Origin of the sequence: Pararhodobacter zhoushanensis (assembly GCF_003990445.1) — a bacterium.
Classification (GTDB): domain Bacteria; phylum Pseudomonadota; class Alphaproteobacteria; order Rhodobacterales; family Rhodobacteraceae; genus Pararhodobacter; species Pararhodobacter zhoushanensis.
In genome coordinates this window covers 167,982-186,735 of the sequence record NZ_REEZ01000004.1, presented here as the reverse complement: position 1 = coordinate 186,735, position 18,754 = coordinate 167,982, and the positions used below count along the sequence as shown (strand labels likewise).

At 63.2% G+C, this 18,754-nt stretch carries 16 protein-coding genes; 8 read left to right on the top strand and 8 right to left on the bottom strand.

Annotation, left to right across the window (positions count from 1 at the left end):
* The first annotated feature begins 16 nt into the window (after nucleotides 1-16).
* Together EAE28_RS11675 and EAE28_RS11670 are read left to right on the top strand one after the other, a co-directional pair.
* Nucleotides 17-4,534, top strand: coding sequence for a MupA/Atu3671 family FMN-dependent luciferase-like monooxygenase (locus EAE28_RS11675; protein WP_127106396.1), 4,518 nt, complete (start codon nucleotides 17-19; stop codon nucleotides 4,532-4,534).
* Nucleotides 4,531-5,163: a 4'-phosphopantetheinyl transferase family protein gene (locus tag EAE28_RS11670; protein ID WP_127106395.1), complete on the top strand. Its 633-nt coding sequence runs from the start codon at nucleotides 4,531-4,533 to the stop codon at nucleotides 5,161-5,163. The genes EAE28_RS11675 and EAE28_RS11670 overlap by 4 nt, the downstream gene beginning before the upstream one ends.
* Here the strand turns inward: EAE28_RS11670 and EAE28_RS11665 are convergent.
* Genes EAE28_RS11665 through EAE28_RS11645 form a run of 5 tightly spaced genes read right to left on the bottom strand, consistent with a single transcriptional unit; the run spans nucleotide 5,141 to nucleotide 8,995 of the window.
* Complete coding sequence (locus tag EAE28_RS11665) at nucleotides 5,141-6,316, bottom strand: TIGR03862 family flavoprotein (protein ID WP_127106393.1); 1,176 nt, start codon at nucleotides 6,314-6,316, stop codon at nucleotides 5,141-5,143. The genes EAE28_RS11670 and EAE28_RS11665 overlap by 23 nt on opposite strands.
* Complete coding sequence (gene dnaQ, locus EAE28_RS11660; protein WP_127106391.1) at nucleotides 6,306-6,995, bottom strand: DNA polymerase III subunit epsilon; 690 nt, start codon at nucleotides 6,993-6,995, stop codon at nucleotides 6,306-6,308. Before dnaQ ends, EAE28_RS11665 begins: the two co-directional genes overlap by 11 nt.
* Nucleotides 6,988-7,584 carry a dephospho-CoA kinase gene (coaE, locus tag EAE28_RS11655; RefSeq protein WP_127106389.1) on the bottom strand — a complete coding sequence of 199 codons (597 nt, stop codon included), beginning with the start codon at nucleotides 7,582-7,584 and terminating at the stop codon, nucleotides 6,988-6,990. The genes dnaQ and coaE overlap by 8 nt, the downstream gene beginning before the upstream one ends.
* Nucleotides 7,581-8,402, bottom strand: coding sequence for a shikimate dehydrogenase (locus EAE28_RS11650; protein ID WP_127106387.1), 822 nt, complete (start codon nucleotides 8,400-8,402; stop codon nucleotides 7,581-7,583). The genes coaE and EAE28_RS11650 overlap by 4 nt, the downstream gene beginning before the upstream one ends.
* Complete coding sequence (locus tag EAE28_RS11645; protein WP_127106385.1) at nucleotides 8,399-8,995, bottom strand: Maf family protein; 597 nt, start codon at nucleotides 8,993-8,995, stop codon at nucleotides 8,399-8,401. The genes EAE28_RS11650 and EAE28_RS11645 overlap by 4 nt, the downstream gene beginning before the upstream one ends.
* Nucleotides 8,996-9,480: 485 nt before the next feature.
* On the opposite strand from EAE28_RS11645, the gene rho reads away from it, so the two are divergent.
* From rho to EAE28_RS11615, 6 genes are read left to right on the top strand one after another with little or no spacing between them, the layout of a single operon-like run.
* Nucleotides 9,481-10,752: a transcription termination factor Rho gene (rho, locus tag EAE28_RS11640; protein ID WP_127106383.1), complete on the top strand. Its 1,272-nt coding sequence runs from the start codon at nucleotides 9,481-9,483 to the stop codon at nucleotides 10,750-10,752.
* A 24-nt stretch (nucleotides 10,753-10,776) separates the two neighbouring features.
* Nucleotides 10,777-12,054 (top strand): tRNA uridine-5-carboxymethylaminomethyl(34) synthesis GTPase MnmE, encoded by a 1,278-nt coding sequence (gene mnmE / locus EAE28_RS11635; RefSeq protein WP_127106381.1) that lies wholly within the window; start codon nucleotides 10,777-10,779, stop codon nucleotides 12,052-12,054.
* Nucleotides 12,011-13,939 (top strand): tRNA uridine-5-carboxymethylaminomethyl(34) synthesis enzyme MnmG, encoded by a 1,929-nt coding sequence (gene mnmG / locus EAE28_RS11630; RefSeq protein WP_127106379.1) that lies wholly within the window; start codon nucleotides 12,011-12,013, stop codon nucleotides 13,937-13,939. The genes mnmE and mnmG overlap by 44 nt, the downstream gene beginning before the upstream one ends.
* Nucleotides 13,929-14,552 carry a 16S rRNA (guanine(527)-N(7))-methyltransferase RsmG gene (gene rsmG, locus EAE28_RS11625; protein ID WP_127106377.1) on the top strand — a complete coding sequence of 208 codons (624 nt, stop codon included), beginning with the start codon at nucleotides 13,929-13,931 and terminating at the stop codon, nucleotides 14,550-14,552. The genes mnmG and rsmG overlap by 11 nt, the downstream gene beginning before the upstream one ends.
* 2 nt (nucleotides 14,553-14,554) lie before the next feature.
* Nucleotides 14,555-15,343 carry a ParA family protein gene (locus EAE28_RS11620; protein ID WP_181954488.1) on the top strand — a complete coding sequence of 263 codons (789 nt, stop codon included), beginning with the start codon at nucleotides 14,555-14,557 and terminating at the stop codon, nucleotides 15,341-15,343.
* A 1-nt stretch (nucleotide 15,344) separates the two neighbouring features.
* A complete protein-coding gene (locus EAE28_RS11615; RefSeq protein WP_127106374.1) occupies nucleotides 15,345-16,256 on the top strand; it encodes a ParB/RepB/Spo0J family partition protein in 912 nt (303 codons plus the stop codon).
* A 6-nt stretch (nucleotides 16,257-16,262) separates the two neighbouring features.
* On the opposite strand, the gene hemW is transcribed toward EAE28_RS11615, so the two are convergent.
* Genes hemW through rph form a run of 3 tightly spaced genes read right to left on the bottom strand, consistent with a single transcriptional unit; the run spans nucleotide 16,263 to nucleotide 18,729 of the window.
* On the bottom strand, nucleotides 16,263-17,426 hold the full coding sequence (gene hemW / locus EAE28_RS11610; protein WP_127106372.1) for a radical SAM family heme chaperone HemW: 1,164 nt from the start codon (nucleotides 17,424-17,426) through the stop codon (nucleotides 16,263-16,265).
* Complete coding sequence (rdgB, locus tag EAE28_RS11605) at nucleotides 17,423-18,022, bottom strand: RdgB/HAM1 family non-canonical purine NTP pyrophosphatase (RefSeq protein WP_281279595.1); 600 nt, start codon at nucleotides 18,020-18,022, stop codon at nucleotides 17,423-17,425. Before rdgB ends, hemW begins: the two co-directional genes overlap by 4 nt.
* Nucleotides 18,019-18,729: a ribonuclease PH gene (gene rph / locus EAE28_RS11600; protein WP_127106370.1), complete on the bottom strand. Its 711-nt coding sequence runs from the start codon at nucleotides 18,727-18,729 to the stop codon at nucleotides 18,019-18,021. The genes rdgB and rph overlap by 4 nt, the downstream gene beginning before the upstream one ends.
* Nucleotides 18,730-18,754 lie beyond the last annotated feature (25 nt).

The following is an 18,754-nucleotide window of genomic DNA, read 5'->3' as shown; positions in this document are numbered from 1 at the left end:
CCCCAGGAGAGTAAAGATGACCCCGTTTTCATGTGTGTTGGTTGGCAATGAATCCCTGCTGATTCAAGGCGCAAAGCTTCTGCTGGGTCGCGGACACTCCATCACCACCATCGCCAGTCGCAATGCTGAGGTGATCGCCTGGGCTGAGACGGCGGGCATCCCCGTGGTCGCGCCGGGCAAGGGGATTGAGGGGCGGGTCACCGAGCCGTTTGACTGGCTGCTGTCGATCGCCAACCTCTCGCTGCTGCCCGACGCGCTGCTGTCCCGCGCGGCCAAGGGGGCGGTCAATTTCCACGACGGCCCGCTGCCGCGCTACGCCGGTCTGAACGCGCCGGTCTGGGCCTTGCTGAACGGCGAGGCGCAGCACGGCATCACCTGGCACATGATCGAGGGGGGCGTGGATGAGGGCGACATCGTCGAACAGGCGCTGTTCGAGATCACGCCCGAGGATACCGCCTTTTCCCTGAACGCCCGCTGCTATGGCGCGGCGATCGAGAGTTTCCCGGCGGTGATTACCGCGCTGGAGCAGGGCGTGCCAAACCGGCGCGCTCAGGATCTGAGCCAACGTACGCTGACGCTTCGCGATGACCGCCCTGCGATGGCGGCACGGTTGGATTATACCCGCCCTGCGGCTGAGGTTGTGCGGATGGTCCGCGCCTTGGATCACGCGGGCTACTGGAACCCGCTGGCGCTGCCCAAGATTGAAACCGCGCGCGGGGTCTATGCAGTCGGGCAGGCTGAGGTTGTTGCCGGGCAGGGCGCTGCGGGCACCGTGCTTGCGGTTGGCGACACACTGAGCGTCGCCTGCGCCGATGGCGCGGTGCGGCTGAGCGGGATCACCTGTCTGGGCGGTCTGCCGGTGCAAGACATTGCCAGCGTTGGGGAAATCCTAAGCGCGCCTGAGCCTTCGCTGACCGACGCGATGGCGCGCGTAACGTCAGGCGAGGCACATTGGCGCAAGGCGTTGAGCAGCTTCACCGCCGCCGATCTGGCCGCGAAACCGGGCGGTCAGGGCATCGCGACCCGCGCCCTGACCGGCGTTTCCGCCCCCCGCGCCGCTGCGATCTTGTCGGCCTATGCGCCGGGCGGCTGGGCGTTCACTGGGGCTGAAACCAAATCCGCGCACAATTCCGCGCCGGGCTATATCGCTCCTTGGGTGCCGATGATTCCGCAAGGCGACAGCCTCTCCGCGCTGGAAGCCGCGATTAGCGCGACCGTCGAGGCCACCACAAAACACCCGTCTTACGCCCGCGATCTGATCGGGCGTGACCCGGCCCTGATGCCGATCCCAACCCCCGCGCTGGGTCTCTCCACCGCTGGCGAGCGGATCGACGGCACCGCCCTGTGCATCACCGCCGGGCCCGAGGGCGCGACGCTCTCGGCCGACCTGTCGCTAGTGGATGAAGCCACGCTTGACCTCTTTGCCGGGCGCATCGCGCATCTGGCTGACGCTGACACCGCAACGCCCCTCACCACGCTCGACCTGATCAGCGCCCCTGAATGCGCGATCCTGAACCAGCTGAATGCGACCGACCGTCCCTTCGATAACCAGACCATCGCGCAGCTGTTCGAGGCCCAGGTCGCCAAGACCCCGCAGGCCACCGCGCTGGTGTTCGAGGGTCAAAGCCTGACCTACGCCCAGCTGAACGCCAAGGCGAACCGCGTCGCGCACACGCTGCAAGCGATGGGCATCAAACCCGACACCCCCGTCGCGCTCTGCGCCCGGCGCTCGCCTGATCTGCTGATCGGCGCGCTGGGCATCCTGAAAGCGGGCGGTGCCTATGTGCCGATGGACCCGTCCTATCCCGCCGACCGGCTCAAGCACTTCCTGACCGACAGCGCCGCCCCGGTGATCGTCACCCAATCCGGGCTGATCGACACGCTGCCCGACCACGCCGCGCAGCTGCTGGTGCTGGACACCGACACAAGGCTGGCCGCCGCGAGCGAGGCGAACCCCGAAACCGGCGCGGCCCCCGAAAACCTTGCGTATCTGATCTACACCTCGGGCTCGACCGGGTTGCCCAAGGGCGTGATGGTCGAACACCGCAACGTCGCCAATTTCTTCGCCGGGATGGAAGACCGTATCCAGCATGACCCGGCGGGCGTCTGGCTGGCCGTGACCTCGCTCAGCTTCGATATTTCGGTGCTGGAGCTGTTCTGGACCTTGGCGCGCGGGTTCAAGCTGGTGCTGACCTCGGATGAGGACCGCATGATGGTCTCGGGCGGATCGCTGCCCGTGTCCGACCAGAAAATGGACTTCAGCCTGTTCTACTGGGGCAATGACGACGGCCCCGGCCCACAGAAATACGAGCTGCTGCTGGAGGGCGCGAAATTCGCCGACACGCACGGTTTCCGCGCCGTCTGGACCCCGGAACGCCACTTCCACGCCTTCGGTGGACCGTACCCGAACCCCGCTGTGACCGGGGCGGCGGTGGCGGCTGTTACCACGAATATCGACGTCAGATCAGGCTCTTGCGTTGCTCCGCTGCACCATCCGCTGCGGATTGCCGAGGAATGGGCGGTCATCGACAACCTGACCAATGGCCGTGCCGGGGTGGCGATGGCCTCGGGCTGGCATCCGGTGGATTTTGTGCTGCGGCCGGAAAATTCGGTCCCCCACAACAAGGCCGCGATGTTCGACACCATCGAAACCGTGCGCAAACTCTGGCGCGGCGAAGCGGTCGAGTTTGACCACAATGGCGAGACGCGCAGCGTGCAATCCCTGCCGCGCCCGGTGTCCAAGGAACTGCCGCTCTGGCTGACCATCGCTGGCAACCCCGATACCTGGCGTGAAGCCGGCGAAATCGGCGCGCATGTGCTGACCCACCTGCTCGGCCAGTCGATTGATGAGGTCGCGGGCAAGATCAAGATCTACCACGCCGCGCTGCGCAAGGCCGGGCATGACCCCAAGGACTTCACCGTCACGCTGATGCTGCACACCTACGTTGCCCGCACGCGCGAGATTGCGCGCGAAACGGCGCGCGGGCCGATGAAGAGCTATCTTCTCTCCGCCGCCGGGCTGGTCAAGCAATACGCCTGGGCTTTCCCGGCGTTCAAGAAACCGCAGGGCGTGACGAACCCGATGCAAATCGACTTGGACAGCCTCAGCCAGGATGAGGTCGATGGCATTCTGGAGTATGCGTTCAATCGCTATTTCGAGGATTCCGGCCTGTTCGGCACTGTCGACGACTGCCTGCGCCGGGTCGAGCAACTCAAGGCCATCGGCATCGCGGAAATCGGCTGCCTGATCGACTATGGCATCCCCACCGGGCAGGTGCTGGAAGGGCTCTATCCGCTGGCCGAAGTGCTGCGCCGCTCGAACGCGCCCGCCGAACTGGACGCCAATGACTTCTCCCTCGCCGCGCAAATCCAGCGCCACAAGGTCACGCATCTGCAATGCACGCCCTCGATGGCGCGCATGCTGACCGGCAATGATGAGGCCCGCGCGGCGCTGTCGCACGTGAAACATATGATGGTGGGGGGTGAGGCCCTGCCGGGCGCACTGGCTGCCGAGCTGGCGCAGATCACCGGCGCGCCGGTGCAGAATATGTATGGCCCGACCGAGACGACGATCTGGTCCACAACCGCGCGCAGCATGGGCGGCGACGGCGTGGTCGGCATCGGCACGCCCATCGCCAACACCACGCTGCATGTGCTGGACGAGGCGCAGCGCCCGGTCCCGCTGGGGGCCGAGGGTGAGCTGTGGATCGGCGGCGCGGGGGTCACGCGCGGCTATTGGCAGCGCGCGGAACTGACGGCGGAGCGGTTTGTCATCATCGGTGGCGAGCGCCTCTATCGCACCGGCGATCTGGTGCGGCTGCGGGCTGATGGAGCGGTGGATTTCCTTGGCCGCGCCGATCATCAGGTCAAGATCCGCGGCTATCGGATCGAGCTGGGCGAGATCGAAACCCTGCTCGACGCGCAATCCGGCGTCACGCAAAGCGTTGTTATCGCGCGTGAAGACGTGCCGGGCGACGTCCGACTGGTCGGCTATGTGATGGGTCACGCTGACACAGGCGGGTTGAAAGCGGCGCTGGCCGCGCAATTGCCCGCGCATATGGTGCCGTCGCAGATCCTCCGGCTGGACAGCTTCCCGCTGACGCCGAACAAAAAGATTGACCGCAAGGCGCTACCCGCGCCGGGCGTGGTGCGCCCCACGGTGATCGCTGCGCCGGTCGCTGCCAACGCGGGCGACACCCAAGCGAGGATCGCGGCGATCTGGACCCACGTTCTGGGCGTGGTTGAGGTCAAACCGGGCGACAATTTCTTCCAACTGGGCGGCCATTCGCTGCTGGCCGTGCAGGCGCACCGAGAGATCCGTGAGGCACTGGCGCTCCCCGGCCTGTCCATCACCGATGTATTCCGCTTCCCGGTCCTGTCCGCCCTCGCCAGCCATATCGACGCCAAACTGAAACCCGTCAGCGCCGCCCCGCCCCCCGCAGCCCCGGTCGAGGCTGAAGCGGCGCGTGGCAGGCTCGACGCGATGTCAAAGCGCCGCGCGATGCGGGCGGAGCGCTTGAGTAAACTCGGATGACCCTGCCGACCCATAGCGCCATCCGCCGTCAGCTCGAAAGGTTGGCGGCGGATGTCTTTGCACCAGAGATCGCACTGGGCATTGCCTCGGCGAGCGATGTTTCGGTGATGCCGGAAGAAGAGGCGACCCTCGCGCGGATGGTCCCTGCGCGTCGTCGCGAATTCGCTGCCGGGCGCACTGCGGCCCGCCGCGCCCTTGGTCAATCCGTCGCCATCCCCATGGGCCCCGACCGCGCGCCGGTCTGGCCTGCGGGCGTCTCGGGGTCGATTACCCATACGCAAGGCTGGGCGCTGGCGGTTGTCGGCAAGGGCCTGATTGGCATTGATCTGGAAGAGGATGAACCGCTTCCCACCGAGGTTTTCGGCACCGTCCTGCTGCCGAAAGAACGCGCCGCGCTGGGGGCCGACACCCGCCGCGCCAAGCTGATCTTTAGTGCCAAGGAATGCGTCTATAAGGCGCAATTTCCTGTTACTAAAGAACTTTTCGGGTTTGAGGTGATCTGCATCACGCTGGGCGACACCACCTTCCACGCCGAATTCCAGCGCAATGTCGGCCCGTTCGAGCGCGGCCATATCCTGTCCGGGCGCTATGCCATCGGCGGCGGGTTTATCCTGACCGGGATTGCATGAACCGCGCGGCGGCATCGCCCGCCCATCGCCCGGTTGCCAGACAGGCCGTCAACAGGTAGCCGCCGGTCGGCGCTTCCCAATCCAGCATCTCGCCCGCCGCGAACACGCCGGGCCACTGGCGCAGCATCAGGTCATCGGTCAACGCGGCGCGCGGGATACCCCCGGCGGTCGAAATCGCCTCATCCATAGGGCGGGGACCGATCAGCGGCACCGGCAGCGCTTTGAGCAGCGCAGCGCGCGCTGCGGCCTCTGCCGGGAAGGGCCGTGCACATTCCAGCGCCAACGCCAATGAAGCACCCGAAAGCCCCAGCTTCTTCAAGGTGTTCACCACGGTCTCACCTTTGGGCCGCGCCTCGATCTTCTCAGTCAAAGCCTCACTGTCACGGTCCGGGAAAAGATCAATGAACAGCGCCGCCCCCTCACGCAGCGCCCGGCTGACGGCGTAAATCCCGCCCCCTTCAATCCCGCGCCCCGAGATCACCGCCTCACCCCGTACCCGCAGGGTTCCGGCACTGAGCGCGATGGACTTCAGCGGCTGGCCGAACTGCTTGGCCATATGCGGCGACCAATCGACCAGAAAGCCCATATTTGCCGGCTTAAACGGCACCAGTGCAATGCCCTTCTCCGTCAGGACCGAGGACCACGCCCCGTCCGACCCCAACCGCGCCCAGCTGGCCCCGCCCAGAGCCAGGACGGTGGCCTTGGGCTGCACCTGCTGCTGCCCCTCGGGCGTGGCAAACGACGTGCCGCCCAGCCATCGCCACCGCGTCCGCAGGTCCAGCCCGCGCGCCGACAGGTCCCCCAGCCACGCGCGCAGCAGCGGCGAGGCCTTCATCGCTTGGGGAAACACACGGCCCGACGAGCCGGTGAAGACCTCTTGTCCCAGCCCGCGCGCCCAGTCCTGCACCTGGTCAGGCCCAAAGACAGCAAGCATCGGGCGCAGCCAGTCTTCAGCCTCGGCATAGACGGACAGAAAACGCTCAGCCGTTTCCGCTTTCGTGAGGTTCAGGCCGGACTTACCCGCCATCAGCAGCTTGCGTCCGGGCGAAGGTTTGGCCTCGGCCAGCAGCACCGTAAAGCCAGCGGCAAGAAGCCGGTCAGCGGCCATCAGCCCGGCGGGACCGGCGCCGATGACCAGCGCGTCAGGCGTCATATTTGCGCCAGATCGCCGCGTCGCCCATGCCCGCGATCATCTTGGCATGCGCAGCCAGCTCTTCCTCGGTCAGGCGCGACGGCAGCGGCGTGGGTCGCGGCCGCGCGCGCCAGTCGACATCCACCGGCCCGCTTGAACGGCTGTTCTGCGTGTTCAGCGCAAGTCCGGTCTGCCGCCCGCCCAGCAGTTCCAGATAGACCTCGGCCAGGATCTCGCTGTCCAGCAACGCGCCGTGCAGCGTGCGGTTCGAGTTGTCGATGCCAAAGCGGCGGCAGAGCGCGTCGAGCGAGGCCGACGCCCCCGGAAACTTGCGCCGCGCGATGGCCAGCGTGTCGACCACCGGGTTTTCCAGCTTGGGCTTGCCGATCCATTCCAGCTCGGTGTTCAGGAATTTCATGTCGAACGCTGCGTTATGGATGACCAGCTTGGCCCCGGCGACAAAATCCACAAATGCTTGCGCTACTTGCGCAAATTTCGGCTGCGGACGCAGGAAATCATCGCCTAACCCGTGTACCGCGAAGGCCTCGGCGGGCATGCCGCGTTCGGGGTTGATGTACTGGTGATAGGTGTTGCCGGTCGGCATGTGGTTGATCAGCTCGACGCAGCCGATCTCGACCAGACGGTGCCCCTCGGATGGCTCAAAGCCGGTGGTTTCGGTGTCCAGAACGATCTCACGCATCGGGCAGCTTCCCTGTCAGCTTGGCCACCAAGTCGAACACATCGGCGCGGGTTTGTTCAAGGGTCAGCGTTTCGATCACATGATCGGCGCGGGCGCGTTTCTCCGCGTCGGGCATCTGCTTGGACAGGATCGTGCGGAAATGCGCCTCGGTCATGCCGGGGCGGGCAAGCACGCGGGCGCGCTGCACCTCGGCGGGGGCCGAAACGACGAGGGTAACGTCAACGCGTCGGTCGCCGCCGGTTTCAAAGAGCAGCGGGACATCGACGACGACGAGGGGTTTGTCGCTGTTATCGCTGATGAAATCGGCGCGGGACTGGCCGACGAGCGGGTGCACGACGCTCTCGATCTGCTTTAACGCTGTGGCATCCGCCGCGATCCACGCGCGCAGGGCGGCGCGGTCAATCGCACCATCCGTCACCGCCGCCGGATGCAGCGCGCCGATGGGCGCGACGGCAGCGCCGCCTTGCTCATAAAGCGCATGGACGGCGGCGTCGGCGTCCCAGACCGGCACACCGGCCTCGCGGAAAAACCCGGTGGTGGTGGACTTTCCCATCCCGATCGAGCCGGTAAGGCCAAGGACAAGGCTCATGCCAACACCGCCTTGCGCAGATCGGCGTCCACCTGCGGCGTGACGCCAAACCACCGCTCGAACCCCGGCGCGGCCTGATGCAGCAGCATCCCGAGGCCGTCCACGCAGGCATTCCCGCGCGCACGCGCGGCGGCCAGAAGGGGTGTTTCCAAGGGCGCATAGACCAGATCGTTAACGATGGCGCTGCGGGGCAGGGCGCTCAGATCCAGATCAAGCGCCGGGTTGCCCTGCATGCCCATCGAGGTGCCGTTCACCAGCGTATCGCAGCCGTCGAGCATGGCGGCGCGGTCAGCCCATGGGACAACGACGACACCAGCGCCAAATTCTTCCGCCAACGCCTCAGCGCGGGGCTGGGTGCGGTTGGTGAGCAGGATCTCCGCCGCGCCCTGATCCTGCAACGCCGCGATCACCGCTCGGCTGGCGCCGCCCGCACCGATCAGCGCGACGCGGCGGGGGGTCCAGTCAGGGTGCGCCTCGCGGATATTCTGGGCGAAACCGTAAGCGTCGGTGTTGTCGGCTTCGATACCATTTTCGGTAAACGTCAGCGTATTCGCCGCGCCAATCCGGCGGGCCAAAGGGGTTACGCAGTCCGAAAGCGCCAGTGCGCTGTGCTTGTGCGGCAGGGTGACGTTCACGCCAGAGAATCCCATCTTTGGCAGCATTTCCAGAGACTTGGCGAAGTCTTCACCTTTGATGTGCAGCGGAACGTAATGCCCGGCGACGCCGTAACGCTGCAACCAATACCCATGCAACCGTGGTGAACGGCTGTGGGCAATGGGGTCGCCGATGACCCCGGCAAGACGCAGCGTGGGTTTCATCCGGGGATCTCTTTTCGTTGGGTAAGAATGGCGAGCAGTTCCAGCAGCGGCAGGCCCTGAATAGCAAAAAGGTCGCCCTCGATCTTGCTGAACAGCCGGATGCCCGGCCCCTCGATCTGATAGCAGCCGACGCAATGGCGGATCTCGTCCCAAGTTGCGGCAATATAGCTTTCGAGAAAGGCGTCAGAGAAATCGCGCATGGTCAGGCGCGGCGTGGAAACGTGCCGCCAGACCGGCTGGCCTTGCGCGTAGAGCACGGCGGCGGTGTGCAAACGGTGGGTTTTGCCGCGCAGCGCCGTCAATTGCGCGCGGGCGTCCTGCGGATTTAACGGTTTGTTAAAGAGCTGTCCGTCACATTCGAGTAGTTGGTCACAGCCAAGGACCAGCGCCTGAGGATCACGGGAGGCGATGCGCAGGGCTTTATGCTCGGCCAGCGCGTCGGCGATGTCGTGGGGGGTGGCACCCTCGGCGCTCAGCGACTCACGCAGACCGTCCTCGTCGATACGGGCCGGTTTGAGCTGAATCTCGACGCCCGCGTTGCGCAAAAGCGTCGCGCGGATGGCAGAAGAGGATGCAAGGGTGAGGATAGACATGGGGATAACCCTGTGCGGCGCCGTGGGGCAAAGCTGTGATCAAGGCGTGTCAGCGGCCAAATCGCCGGTTGTACCCACATTTGTCAAGCCGCGAGGGGCAGTTCTCCACACGGGATAACGCCTGTGAACAGCCTGTGAAGGATTGATGACGCCCAGGTGGCGGGAAGGACGGCGCAGGTACATAACGCCGCAGAGTCAAAGACTTAAAGGCACAGCATCACGTAGGATCAGCGTAGACATGCTGTGGATTGTTTGGGGGGTAAGCGCATAACTGTGGTTATCCACTGCCCCTACTACATCATCTACCCTTTAAGATTCTTTCTTTTTTAGAAGAGGGAAGAGGGACGTGGCGCTCAAACCGGGCCGATTGACTCGGATCTGCGTTTTCCCTAAGAGGTTTGGAAAAGCGGGGCCGTCCGGTGCCCGTGTTTCCCGATTTACATTGCTGAAGAACCGATGCGTCGATGCATCGTGGAGGGCTGTCCATGTCCGAGTACCGTTTGAATCTGTCCGAGCTGAAAGCACAGACGCCCGCAGAGTTGTTGTCGATGGCTGAAGAGCTGGAGATCGATAACGCTCCGTCCATGCGTAAGGGCGAGATGATGTTCTCGATCCTGAAAGAGCGGGCCGAGGATGGCTGGGAAGTCGGCGGCGATGGCGTCCTGGAGGTTCTGCAGGACGGGTTCGGTTTTCTGCGCTCGACCGAGGCGAACTATCTGCCGGGCCCCGATGACATCTACGTCTCGCCGGAAATGATCCGCCAGTTCAGCCTGCGCACCGGCGACACGGTTGAGGGCGTGATGATCGCGCCGGGTGAGAATGAGAAATACTTCGCGCTGACCAAGGTGACGCGGATCAACTTCGACGATCCCGAGCGCGCGCGCCACAAGGTACACTTCGACAACCTGACGCCGCTCTATCCCGATGAGCGGCTGAACATGGAGATCGAGGATCCGACGATCCGCGATCGTTCGGCCCGGATCATCGATATCGTGGCGCCGCTGGGCAAGGGTCAGCGCGCGCTGATCGTGGCCCCGCCGCGGACCGGTAAGACGGTTCTGATGCAGAACATCGCGCATTCGATCGCCAGCAATCACCCGGAATGCTATCTGATCGTGTTGCTGATCGACGAGCGGCCCGAAGAAGTGACCGACATGAAGCGCTCGGTGAAGGGGGAGGTTGTGTCTTCGACCTTTGACGAGCCGGCCTCGCGGCACGTTGCCGTGGCCGAGATGGTGATCGAGAAAGCCAAGCGGCTGGTCGAGCACAAGCGCGACGTGGTGATCCTGCTGGACAGCATCACCCGCCTAGGCCGCGCGTTCAACACCGTGGTACCGTCTTCGGGCAAGGTGCTGACCGGTGGTGTGGATGCCAACGCTCTGCAGCGCCCCAAGCGCTTCTTTGGTGCGGCGCGCAACATCGAAGAGGGCGGATCGCTGACCATCATCGCGACCGCCCTGATCGACACCGGCAGCCGCATGGATGAGGTGATCTTTGAAGAATTCAAAGGCACCGGCAACAGCGAGATCGTGCTGGACCGCAAAGTGGCCGACAAGCGGGTGTTCCCGGCGATGGACATCCTGAAGTCGGGCACGCGGAAAGAAGAACTGCTGGTCGACAAGAACAACCTGCAGAAAACCTTCGTGCTGCGTCGGATCCTGAACCCGATGGGGACGACGGATGCGATCGAATTCCTGATCTCGAAACTCAAACAGACCAAGACCAACGGCGAGTTCTTCGATTCGATGAACTCCTGATCCGTCGGGTTTTCGGAGGCTCTCATGGACACGATCGTTGCCCTGGCCACCGCGCAGGGGCGCGCGGGTGTGGCTGTTGTTCGCGTCTCAGGACCGCGGGCCTGGGATGTGTGTGCGGCTTTGGCCGGGAGTGTTCCGCCCGAGCGTGAGGCGCGTCTGGCGCGGCTGCGCGATGCCAGCGGGGCAGAGATCGACAGCGGGCTTGTGCTGGTCTTTGAGGACGGGCGCAGCTTTACCGGTGAGCGGGTGTGTGAATTTCAGGTTCATGGCAGTGTGGCCGTGGTCTCAGCGCTTCTGCGGGCCTGTCTGGCGGTAGAGGGTGTGCGCGCAGCAACGGCGGGCGAGTTTACCAAGCGGGCGTTTCTGGCGGGACGGCTGGATCTGACCGAGGTTGAAGCCCTGGCCGATCTGATTGACGCCGAGACCGAGGCGCAGCGCAAGCAGGCGTTGGCGGTGCTGGACGGGGCAGCGGGCCGTGTCGTCGACGGATGGCGCGAGGATCTATTGCAGGCGCTGGCGATGCTGGAAGCCGCACTCGATTTCGCGGATGAAGAATTGCCGGATGATCTGACCGGGTTTGTCCTGGCGCCCTTGGTGCGGGTGCAGGCCGGGCTGGCGGCCCAAATCGCCGGACGCTCTGCCGCCGAGGCGGTGCGCAGCGGGTTCGAGGTGGCGATCGTTGGTCAGGTGAATGCCGGAAAATCGACCCTTCTCAACGCTTTAGCAGGGAGAGAGGCGGCTATAACATCCTCGCGCGCTGGAACCACCCGGGATGTGATCGAGGTTCGCATGGAGATTGGCGGCCTTGCCGTGACGTTGATTGACACGGCCGGGTTGCGCGACGCGGATGATGAGATCGAGCAGATCGGCATTGAGCGCGGGCGCGCGCGGGCGGCGGCTGCGGATCTGCGGATCTTTCTGCTGAGCGAACCGGGAGAAGAGCCGGTTGGTGTTGCTGCGGGCGATATTGTGGTGTTGTCGAAAGCGGATCTCTGGGGGCTTGACGGGATCTCGGCTAAAACCGGCTCGGGTGTTGCCGGGTTGCTGGCGCAGATCGAGGAATGCCTTGCGGGGCGGGTTGCGTCGTCCTCGGTCTTTACGCGCGAGCGGCACTTCGGCAATCTGGCGCGTGCGGGGGACGGGATCAACTCGGCGGTTTCAGGCCTGAAGTCAGGTTTGAGCTGGGACCTCGTCGGAGAAGATGTGAAGATGGCGGTTCGCGCCCTGGATGGAATCATTGGGCGCGTGGATGTAGAAGATGTGCTTGGGCGAATCTTTTCGTCGTTCTGTATCGGCAAGTAGGGGCTCGTTTCACGTGAAACATTATGACGTGATTGTCGTCGGTGGAGGTCACGCGGGCGTTGAAGCGGCACTGGCGGCTGCCCGGCGCGGCGCGCGCACGGCGTTGATCACGTTTCGTGTCAGCGATCTGGGCGTGATGTCGTGCAACCCAGCAATCGGCGGTATCGGCAAAGGGCATCTGGTGCGCGAGATTGACGCGCTTGGCGGGATGATGGGGTTGGCGGCGGACTATGCCGGGATCCAGTATCGGCTGCTGAACCGGTCGCGAGGTCCGGCGGTGCAGGGGCCCAGAGTCCAGGCCGATCGGCGGCGCTACGCCGCGTTTACCCAGTGCTATGTTCAGGCGCAGGCGTCGCTGGAGGTCCTTGAAGGCGAAGTGGTCGATTTGGTCATGGAAGCCGGCCGCGTTATCGGCGTTCTTTTGGCCGACGAGAGTGTCATCAAGGCAAGCGCCGTCGTCCTGACAACCGGTACCTTCCTGCGTGGCGAGATTCATATCGGCACCGAGCGTATTTCAGCGGGTCGGCGAGGGGCGAAGGCAGCCGACTTGCTTGGCACCAGGCTGCGCGATGTCGCTGAAGGTGTGGGTCGGCTGAAAACCGGGACGCCGGCGCGGCTGGATGGCAAAACCATTGATTGGGGAGCCGTCGGTCGGCAGGAAGGCGATGCAGATCCGGTGATGATGTCGTTCCTGAACACGCAGCCTGAGGCCAGGCAAATTGCCTGTGGCGTTACTGAGACGAACGCGCTGACGCACCAGATCATCCGCGAGAATCTGCATTTGTCGGCGATGCGGTCGGGTAACATCACCGGGATCGGACCACGGTATTGTCCATCGGTTGAGGATAAAGTAACGCGTTTCGCCGATAAGGATTCCCACAACGTATTTCTGGAGCCTGAGGGCCTGGACGATCATTCGGTCTATCCGAATGGGATTTCGACGTCGTTGCCTAAAGAGGTCCAGATTGATTTTCTTCGGTCGATCAAAGGCTTGGAAGCAGTCGAGATCCTTCAGTTTGGCTACGCGATCGAATACGATTACCTTGATCCGCGCGGGCTGGACCGCAGTTTGCAGCTGAAGGCGCTTCCGGGTTTGTTTCTTGCCGGACAGATCAATGGGACAACCGGGTACGAAGAAGCAGGCGCTCAGGGTCTGCTTGCGGGCGCTAACGCCGCCGCTGTTGCCATGGACTCGGATGCAGTCACGCTCACCCGGTTCGACAGCTACATTGGCGTCATGATCGATGATCTGGTGACACGCGGTGTGACAGAGCCATATCGGATGTTCACCTCGCGCGCCGAGTACAGATTGAGCCTGCGGGCTGATAACGCTGATCAACGGTTGACGCCGGTTGGCGTCGCTGTTGGCTTGGTGTCAGAGGAACGTCAGAGCGCGTTTGAGCGCAAATGCGGCCGGCTTGCCGACCTCAAGACTGAACTGTCAGCATCGGCACCACCTAAAAGCGACTACGAGAAAATCGGCATCGTCCCACCGAGAGATGGGCAGAAACGCTCATATCTTGAATTTGCGGGGCAGGCTTTGGGTGAGGGACGTGATATGGGCGCGCTGATGGCGGTCTTTCCGGACGTGCGCCGCGATGACCTTGAGCAGGCAGCGCGTGAGGCGTTCTATGCGCCCTATCTGGTGCGGCAGGTGAAAGAGGCCGAGCAGCTCAAACGCGAAGCTGGAACGCCGATTCCCACGTGGTTCAGCTACACGGCGCTGCCATCTCTCTCGAGCGAATTGCAGAAGAAACTGTCAGCGCACCGTCCGCAAACGATCGGCGATGCGGGTGCTATTGAGGGTATGACTCCCGCCGCCCTGATCACCATCATGGCGCATTTGAAGATTGCCGAGCAGACGGAACGCAGCCTTGAAGCCTGAGGAATGGCGGGCCGCCGATGTTTCACGTGAAACACACCAGCGGCTTGAGGCCTATGTTCAAGCCCTGTTGAAGTGGTCAAAGACCATTAATCTGGTGGCGAAGTCGACCCAAGCTGACATCTGGAACAGGCATATTCTGGATTCTGCCCAACTCTACAGGCACGCACCACCCGAGTTTCGGCGCTGGTGCGACATGGGGTCGGGCGGCGGATTGCCGGGGATAGTTGTCGCTATTCTGAGCAAAGAACAAATTCCCGACGCCAGCTTTACCCTGATCGAATCCGACGCCCGAAAAGCAGCGTTTCTGGCGACGATTTCGCGCGAACTTGACCTGCCGGTCACGGTCAAGCGCGCCCGCCTCGAAGAGGCCGACCCCGCCGATGCCGATATCGTTTCCGCCCGGGCACTGGCACCGCTGCCGCTGTTGCTGTCTTACTGTCATCGGCACATGTCCGCAGGGGGGATTGCACTGCTGCCAAAGGGGCGCAACCATGCACAAGAGGTTGAAGCAGCGCAGCAATCGTGGCACTTCGACTATGCGACCCGCCCAAGCCAAGCGGACCCCGACAGCACGATCCTGATTGTACGCGACTTGCGACCATTGGACATATGAACATGAAGACGATAGCCATCGCCAACCAAAAGGGCGGAGTCGCCAAGACGACGACGGCCATCAATCTCGCGGCGAGTCTCGCAGAGCTTGGAAAGCGGGTGCTTGTCGTCGATATGGACCCGCAGGGCAACGCATCGACGGGTCTCGGCATTGGCCTCGATCAGCGCAGTCAGACGATTTATGATCTGTTGCTTGGCGATGCAGACCCGGGTTCCGTCGTGGTTCAGACCGAAACGCAGGGTGTCTATGTCATCCCTTCGACGACGGAGCTGTCATCTTCTGACGTGCAGCTCTACAATGTTAACAAACGCAGCTATCTGTTGCGCGATGGGCTCGCCAGCGCGTCCCTTGCGCCCTTTGCGTTTGATTACATCCTGATTGACTGCCCGCCGTCGCTCAATTTGCTCACCGTGAACGCACTGGTGGCGTCGAATGCGGTGCTGATTCCGCTGCAGAGTGAATTCTTTGCGCTCGAAGGCCTGTCACAACTGATGTTGACCATTCGTGAGATCCGGCAAACGGCCAACCCTGACCTGCGCGTTGAGGGCGTTTTGCTCACCATGCATGATCAGCGCAACAATCTGTCACAACAGGTCGAACGCGACGCTCGCGATACCCTGGGCGCTTTGGTCTATGAGACCGTGATTCCGCGGAACGTCCGCCTCAGCGAAGCGCCGTCATTTGCGGTCCCCGCTTTGACCTATGATCCTCTGTCCAAAGGATCGATGGCCTACCGCGCGTTTGCGCGGGAATTTCTGAAGAATAACCACGATCTGCGTGAGGAAGCCTGACATGACCGAACGGAAACCAGAGCGTCGCGGGTTGGGCCGTGGTCTGACCGCGCTGATGGCCGATATTGGCATTGATGCGGGGGTTAACGACCCTCTCACGCCGAACGACGTACAGCGGCGCAACGTTGATTCGCTCCCGGTTGAATCGATTCGCGCAAACCCCGATCAGCCGCGTCGTAAGTTTGACGAGCGCGCGCTTAAAGAGCTGGCTGATTCCATCCGTGAAAAGGGGATTGTTCAGCCGCTGGTGGTGCGTCCTGCGCCGAATCTGCCGGGTATCTATGAAATCGTCGCCGGCGAACGTCGTTGGCGCGCGGCGCAACTGGCACAGCTGGCCGACATCCCCGTTCTGATCCGCGAATTCAACGATCAGGAAGTTCTCGAAGTCGCAATTATCGAGAACATCCAACGCGAAGGATTGAACGCCATTGAAGAGGCCGCCAGCTATCGGCAGCTGATCGACCGCTTTGGCCACACCCAGGAGCGCGTCGCCGAGGCGCTTGGCAAGAGCCGTAGCCACATCGCTAACCTGTTGAGATTGCTCAATCTTCCGCAAGATGTGCAGAATATGGTCGTCGCCGGTACGATCAGTGCCGGACATGCGCGGGCGCTGGTCACTGCCGAGAACCCGATTGCTCTGGCACTGAAAGTTGCCGGTGAAGGGCTCTCGGTGCGCGAAACCGAAGACCTCGCGCGCCGCATCGCCACCAACCCGCGCACGGGTACGAACTCCCCTCGCGAGAACCGTCAGAAAGACGCGGACACCCGCGCGCTGGAGGAAGATCTTTCAGCCAATCTGCGGATGGGCGTGGTTATCGACCACAGGGCAGGGGGCGAGGGGCAGGTGACGATCCGCTACAAGACGCTCGATCAGCTTGACCAGCTGTGCCAGCTTCTGTCCTCGGTGCGCTGACACGCCTCAGAACAGGGCGCGCAGCACACTGTTGAGCACGGGCCTGCCGGATGCTGTCGCCGCTAAGCGTCCGTCTTTCCGCCTGACCAGACCCAACTCTTCCAGCTGAACCACGGCCGTCTCCTCAAGGGGGCGGCCTTTCAATTGGGTGAAGCGATCAATATCTATACCTTCAGACAACCGCATCCCCATCATCAGGTATTCCATGGCTTGTTCGTCGGGCTCGATGACGCTCTCGATGACCGCCGGGCTAGACTTCTGGATGGAGTCCAACCACCGCAGGGGCGCGCGCTCGGCAACGGTCGCGCTCCGTCCGCTCGGCGATGAGATCCGTCCATGCGCGCCCGGCCCGATGCCTACATAATCGCCATAGCGCCAGTAGACCTGATTGTGGCGCGATTCCTCGCCCTCGACGGCGTGATTCGAGACCTCATAGGCCATTAAACCGGCAGATCCGCACATGTCTTGGGTAATGTCCCACAGGTCGGCGCCCCGGTCTTCACTCGGCAGGCCCGGCAGCTTTCCGTTCGCCCACCGATCGCCAAACGCAGTGCCGTCTTCAATGGTCAGCTGGTACAGCGACAGATGCGTTGGATTCAGGGACAAAGCAGTGGTCAACTCACGCCGCCAAGCCTCCTGTTCCTGAAATTGGCGCGCATAGATCAGATCCAGACTGGTGCGCGAAAAGACCGTATTCGCTACATCCCAGGCCGCCATCGCCTCAGCCACGCTATGCCGACGGCCCAAGAGCCGCAGGGCCTCGTCATCCAGTGCCTGCACCCCCAACGAGACCCGGTTCACCCCGGCATCGGCAAAGCCCTGAAATCGGCCCATCTCAACCGATGTGGGATTCGCTTCCAGCGTGATCTCAAGATCATTGGCCGGGGTCCACGCCGTCTTGGCCGCATCGATCACCGCCGCGACCGTCTCGGGCTCCATCAGTGACGGGGTGCCACCGCCGAAAAAGATTGACGTCAGCACACGCCCCGGCGTCCGTTCAGCCCATCGTGCGATCTCGGCCACGTAGGCCTCGCGCCACGCGTCATGGGTGATTTCCTTGGCCACATGGCTGTTGAAATCGCAATACGGGCACTTGGCCGCGCAAAACGGCCAGTGGACGTACAGCCCAAACCCGCCGTTTCGCCAATCATCCGGGCCGGAGTGTTTCACGTGAAACGAGCCCCGATGAGTGCCTGCAACGCGCGCCCCCGATGCGACAACGCATTCTTCTGGTCCGCCGTCATCTCGGCAAAGGTCACATCCTCGCCTTCAGGCATGAACATCGGGTCATACCCATGCCCCAGCGCCCCGCGGATCGGCCATACCAAGGTGCCGCGAACGACACCTTCGTAAACCTCATCCGTCCCGTCCGGCCACGCCATCACCAGCGTGCAGCGAAACTCGGCACCCCAAGGTTCTGGCGCGTCACCCAAAGCGGCGCGTGTTTTCTCCATCGCCCGCATGAAGTCCCGCCCGCCGGGCCCTTCAGCCCAGTCGGCCGTATAGACCCCCGGCGCACCGTCCAGCGCGTCGACACACAGGCCCGAGTCATCCGCCAACACCACCAAGCCCGTCGCTTTCGCGGCAGCGTGCGCCTTGATCCGCGCATTGCCGACAAAGCTGTCTTCGGTCTCTTCCGGCTCGGGCAAACCGCGCTCGGCGGCGGACACCACTGTCACCCCGTAGGGAGACAGCAGTTGGCGCATTTCCTCGACCTTGCCCGCGTTATGCGTCGCGAACAGCAGGGTGGTGCCCGCCAGGCTCACAGCGCCGCCTTCTGCGCTGCCACCAGTCCGGCCATGCCTTTTTCGGCCAGATCCAGCATCGTCCCCAGCTCGCTACGGCCAAACACCGTCGTTTCGCCCGACATCTGCACTTCGATCAGGCGTCCGTCGTCCAGCATGACGAAATTCCCGTCCACTCCGGCGACGCTGTCTTCATCATAGTCCAGATCCAGCACCGGCTGCCCGGCGTAAATCCCGCAGGAAACAGCTGCTACATGCCCCATCATCGGGTCCGACTTGATCGCGCCGGTTTTCATCAGCGTGTTGATCGCCAGCCGCAGGGCTACCCAGCCGCCGGTGATCGACGCACAGCGCGTGCCGCCATCGGCCTGGATCACATCGCAGTCGACGGTGATCTGACGCTCACCCAGCGCCGACCGATCAATCCCCGCGCGCAGCGAGCGACCGATAAGGCGTTGAATTTCAACCGTTCTTCCGCCTTGCTTGCCCTGTGCCGCCTCACGACGGTTGCGTGTGTTGGTGGCGCGCGGCAGCATGCCATACTCTGCCGTCACCCAGCCCAGCCCGGTGTTCTTCAAAAACGGCGGCGTGCGCTCTTCAACCGAGGCCGTGCACAAAACATGCGTGTTGCCGACTTTGATCAGGCACGAGCCCTCTGCATGCCGCATCACGCCGGTTTCGATTGAAACTGCCCGCATTTCATCTAAGTGTCTTCCAGAAGGACGCATGTCCGTTTCCTCTTATGATCTGGAG

Excerpts from the sequence above, each read along its gene's own strand:
- EAE28_RS11620 (WP_181954488.1), top strand. The coding sequence starts at position 14,555 with ATGAAGACGATAGCCATCGCCAACCAAAAGGGCGGAGTCGCCAAGACG.
- EAE28_RS11645 (WP_127106385.1), bottom strand. The coding sequence starts at position 8,995 with ATGTCTATCCTCACCCTTGCATCCTCTTCTGCCATCCGCGCGACGCTT.
- EAE28_RS11675 (WP_127106396.1), top strand. The coding sequence starts at position 17 with ATGACCCCGTTTTCATGTGTGTTGGTTGGCAATGAATCCCTGCTGATT.
- EAE28_RS11650 (WP_127106387.1), bottom strand. The coding sequence starts at position 8,402 with ATGAAACCCACGCTGCGTCTTGCCGGGGTCATCGGCGACCCCATTGCC.
- rho (WP_127106383.1), top strand. The coding sequence starts at position 9,481 with ATGTCCGAGTACCGTTTGAATCTGTCCGAGCTGAAAGCACAGACGCCC.
- EAE28_RS11665 (WP_127106393.1), bottom strand. The coding sequence starts at position 6,316 with ATGACGCCTGACGCGCTGGTCATCGGCGCCGGTCCCGCCGGGCTGATG.
- rph (WP_127106370.1), bottom strand. The coding sequence starts at position 18,729 with ATGCGTCCTTCTGGAAGACACTTAGATGAAATGCGGGCAGTTTCAATC.
- EAE28_RS11670 (WP_127106395.1), top strand. The coding sequence starts at position 4,531 with ATGACCCTGCCGACCCATAGCGCCATCCGCCGTCAGCTCGAAAGGTTG.
- coaE (WP_127106389.1), bottom strand. The coding sequence starts at position 7,584 with ATGAGCCTTGTCCTTGGCCTTACCGGCTCGATCGGGATGGGAAAGTCC.
- mnmG (WP_127106379.1), top strand. The coding sequence starts at position 12,011 with ATGTGCTTGGGCGAATCTTTTCGTCGTTCTGTATCGGCAAGTAGGGGC.
- mnmE (WP_127106381.1), top strand. The coding sequence starts at position 10,777 with ATGGACACGATCGTTGCCCTGGCCACCGCGCAGGGGCGCGCGGGTGTG.
- dnaQ (WP_127106391.1), bottom strand. The coding sequence starts at position 6,995 with ATGCGTGAGATCGTTCTGGACACCGAAACCACCGGCTTTGAGCCATCC.
- EAE28_RS11615 (WP_127106374.1), top strand. The coding sequence starts at position 15,345 with ATGACCGAACGGAAACCAGAGCGTCGCGGGTTGGGCCGTGGTCTGACC.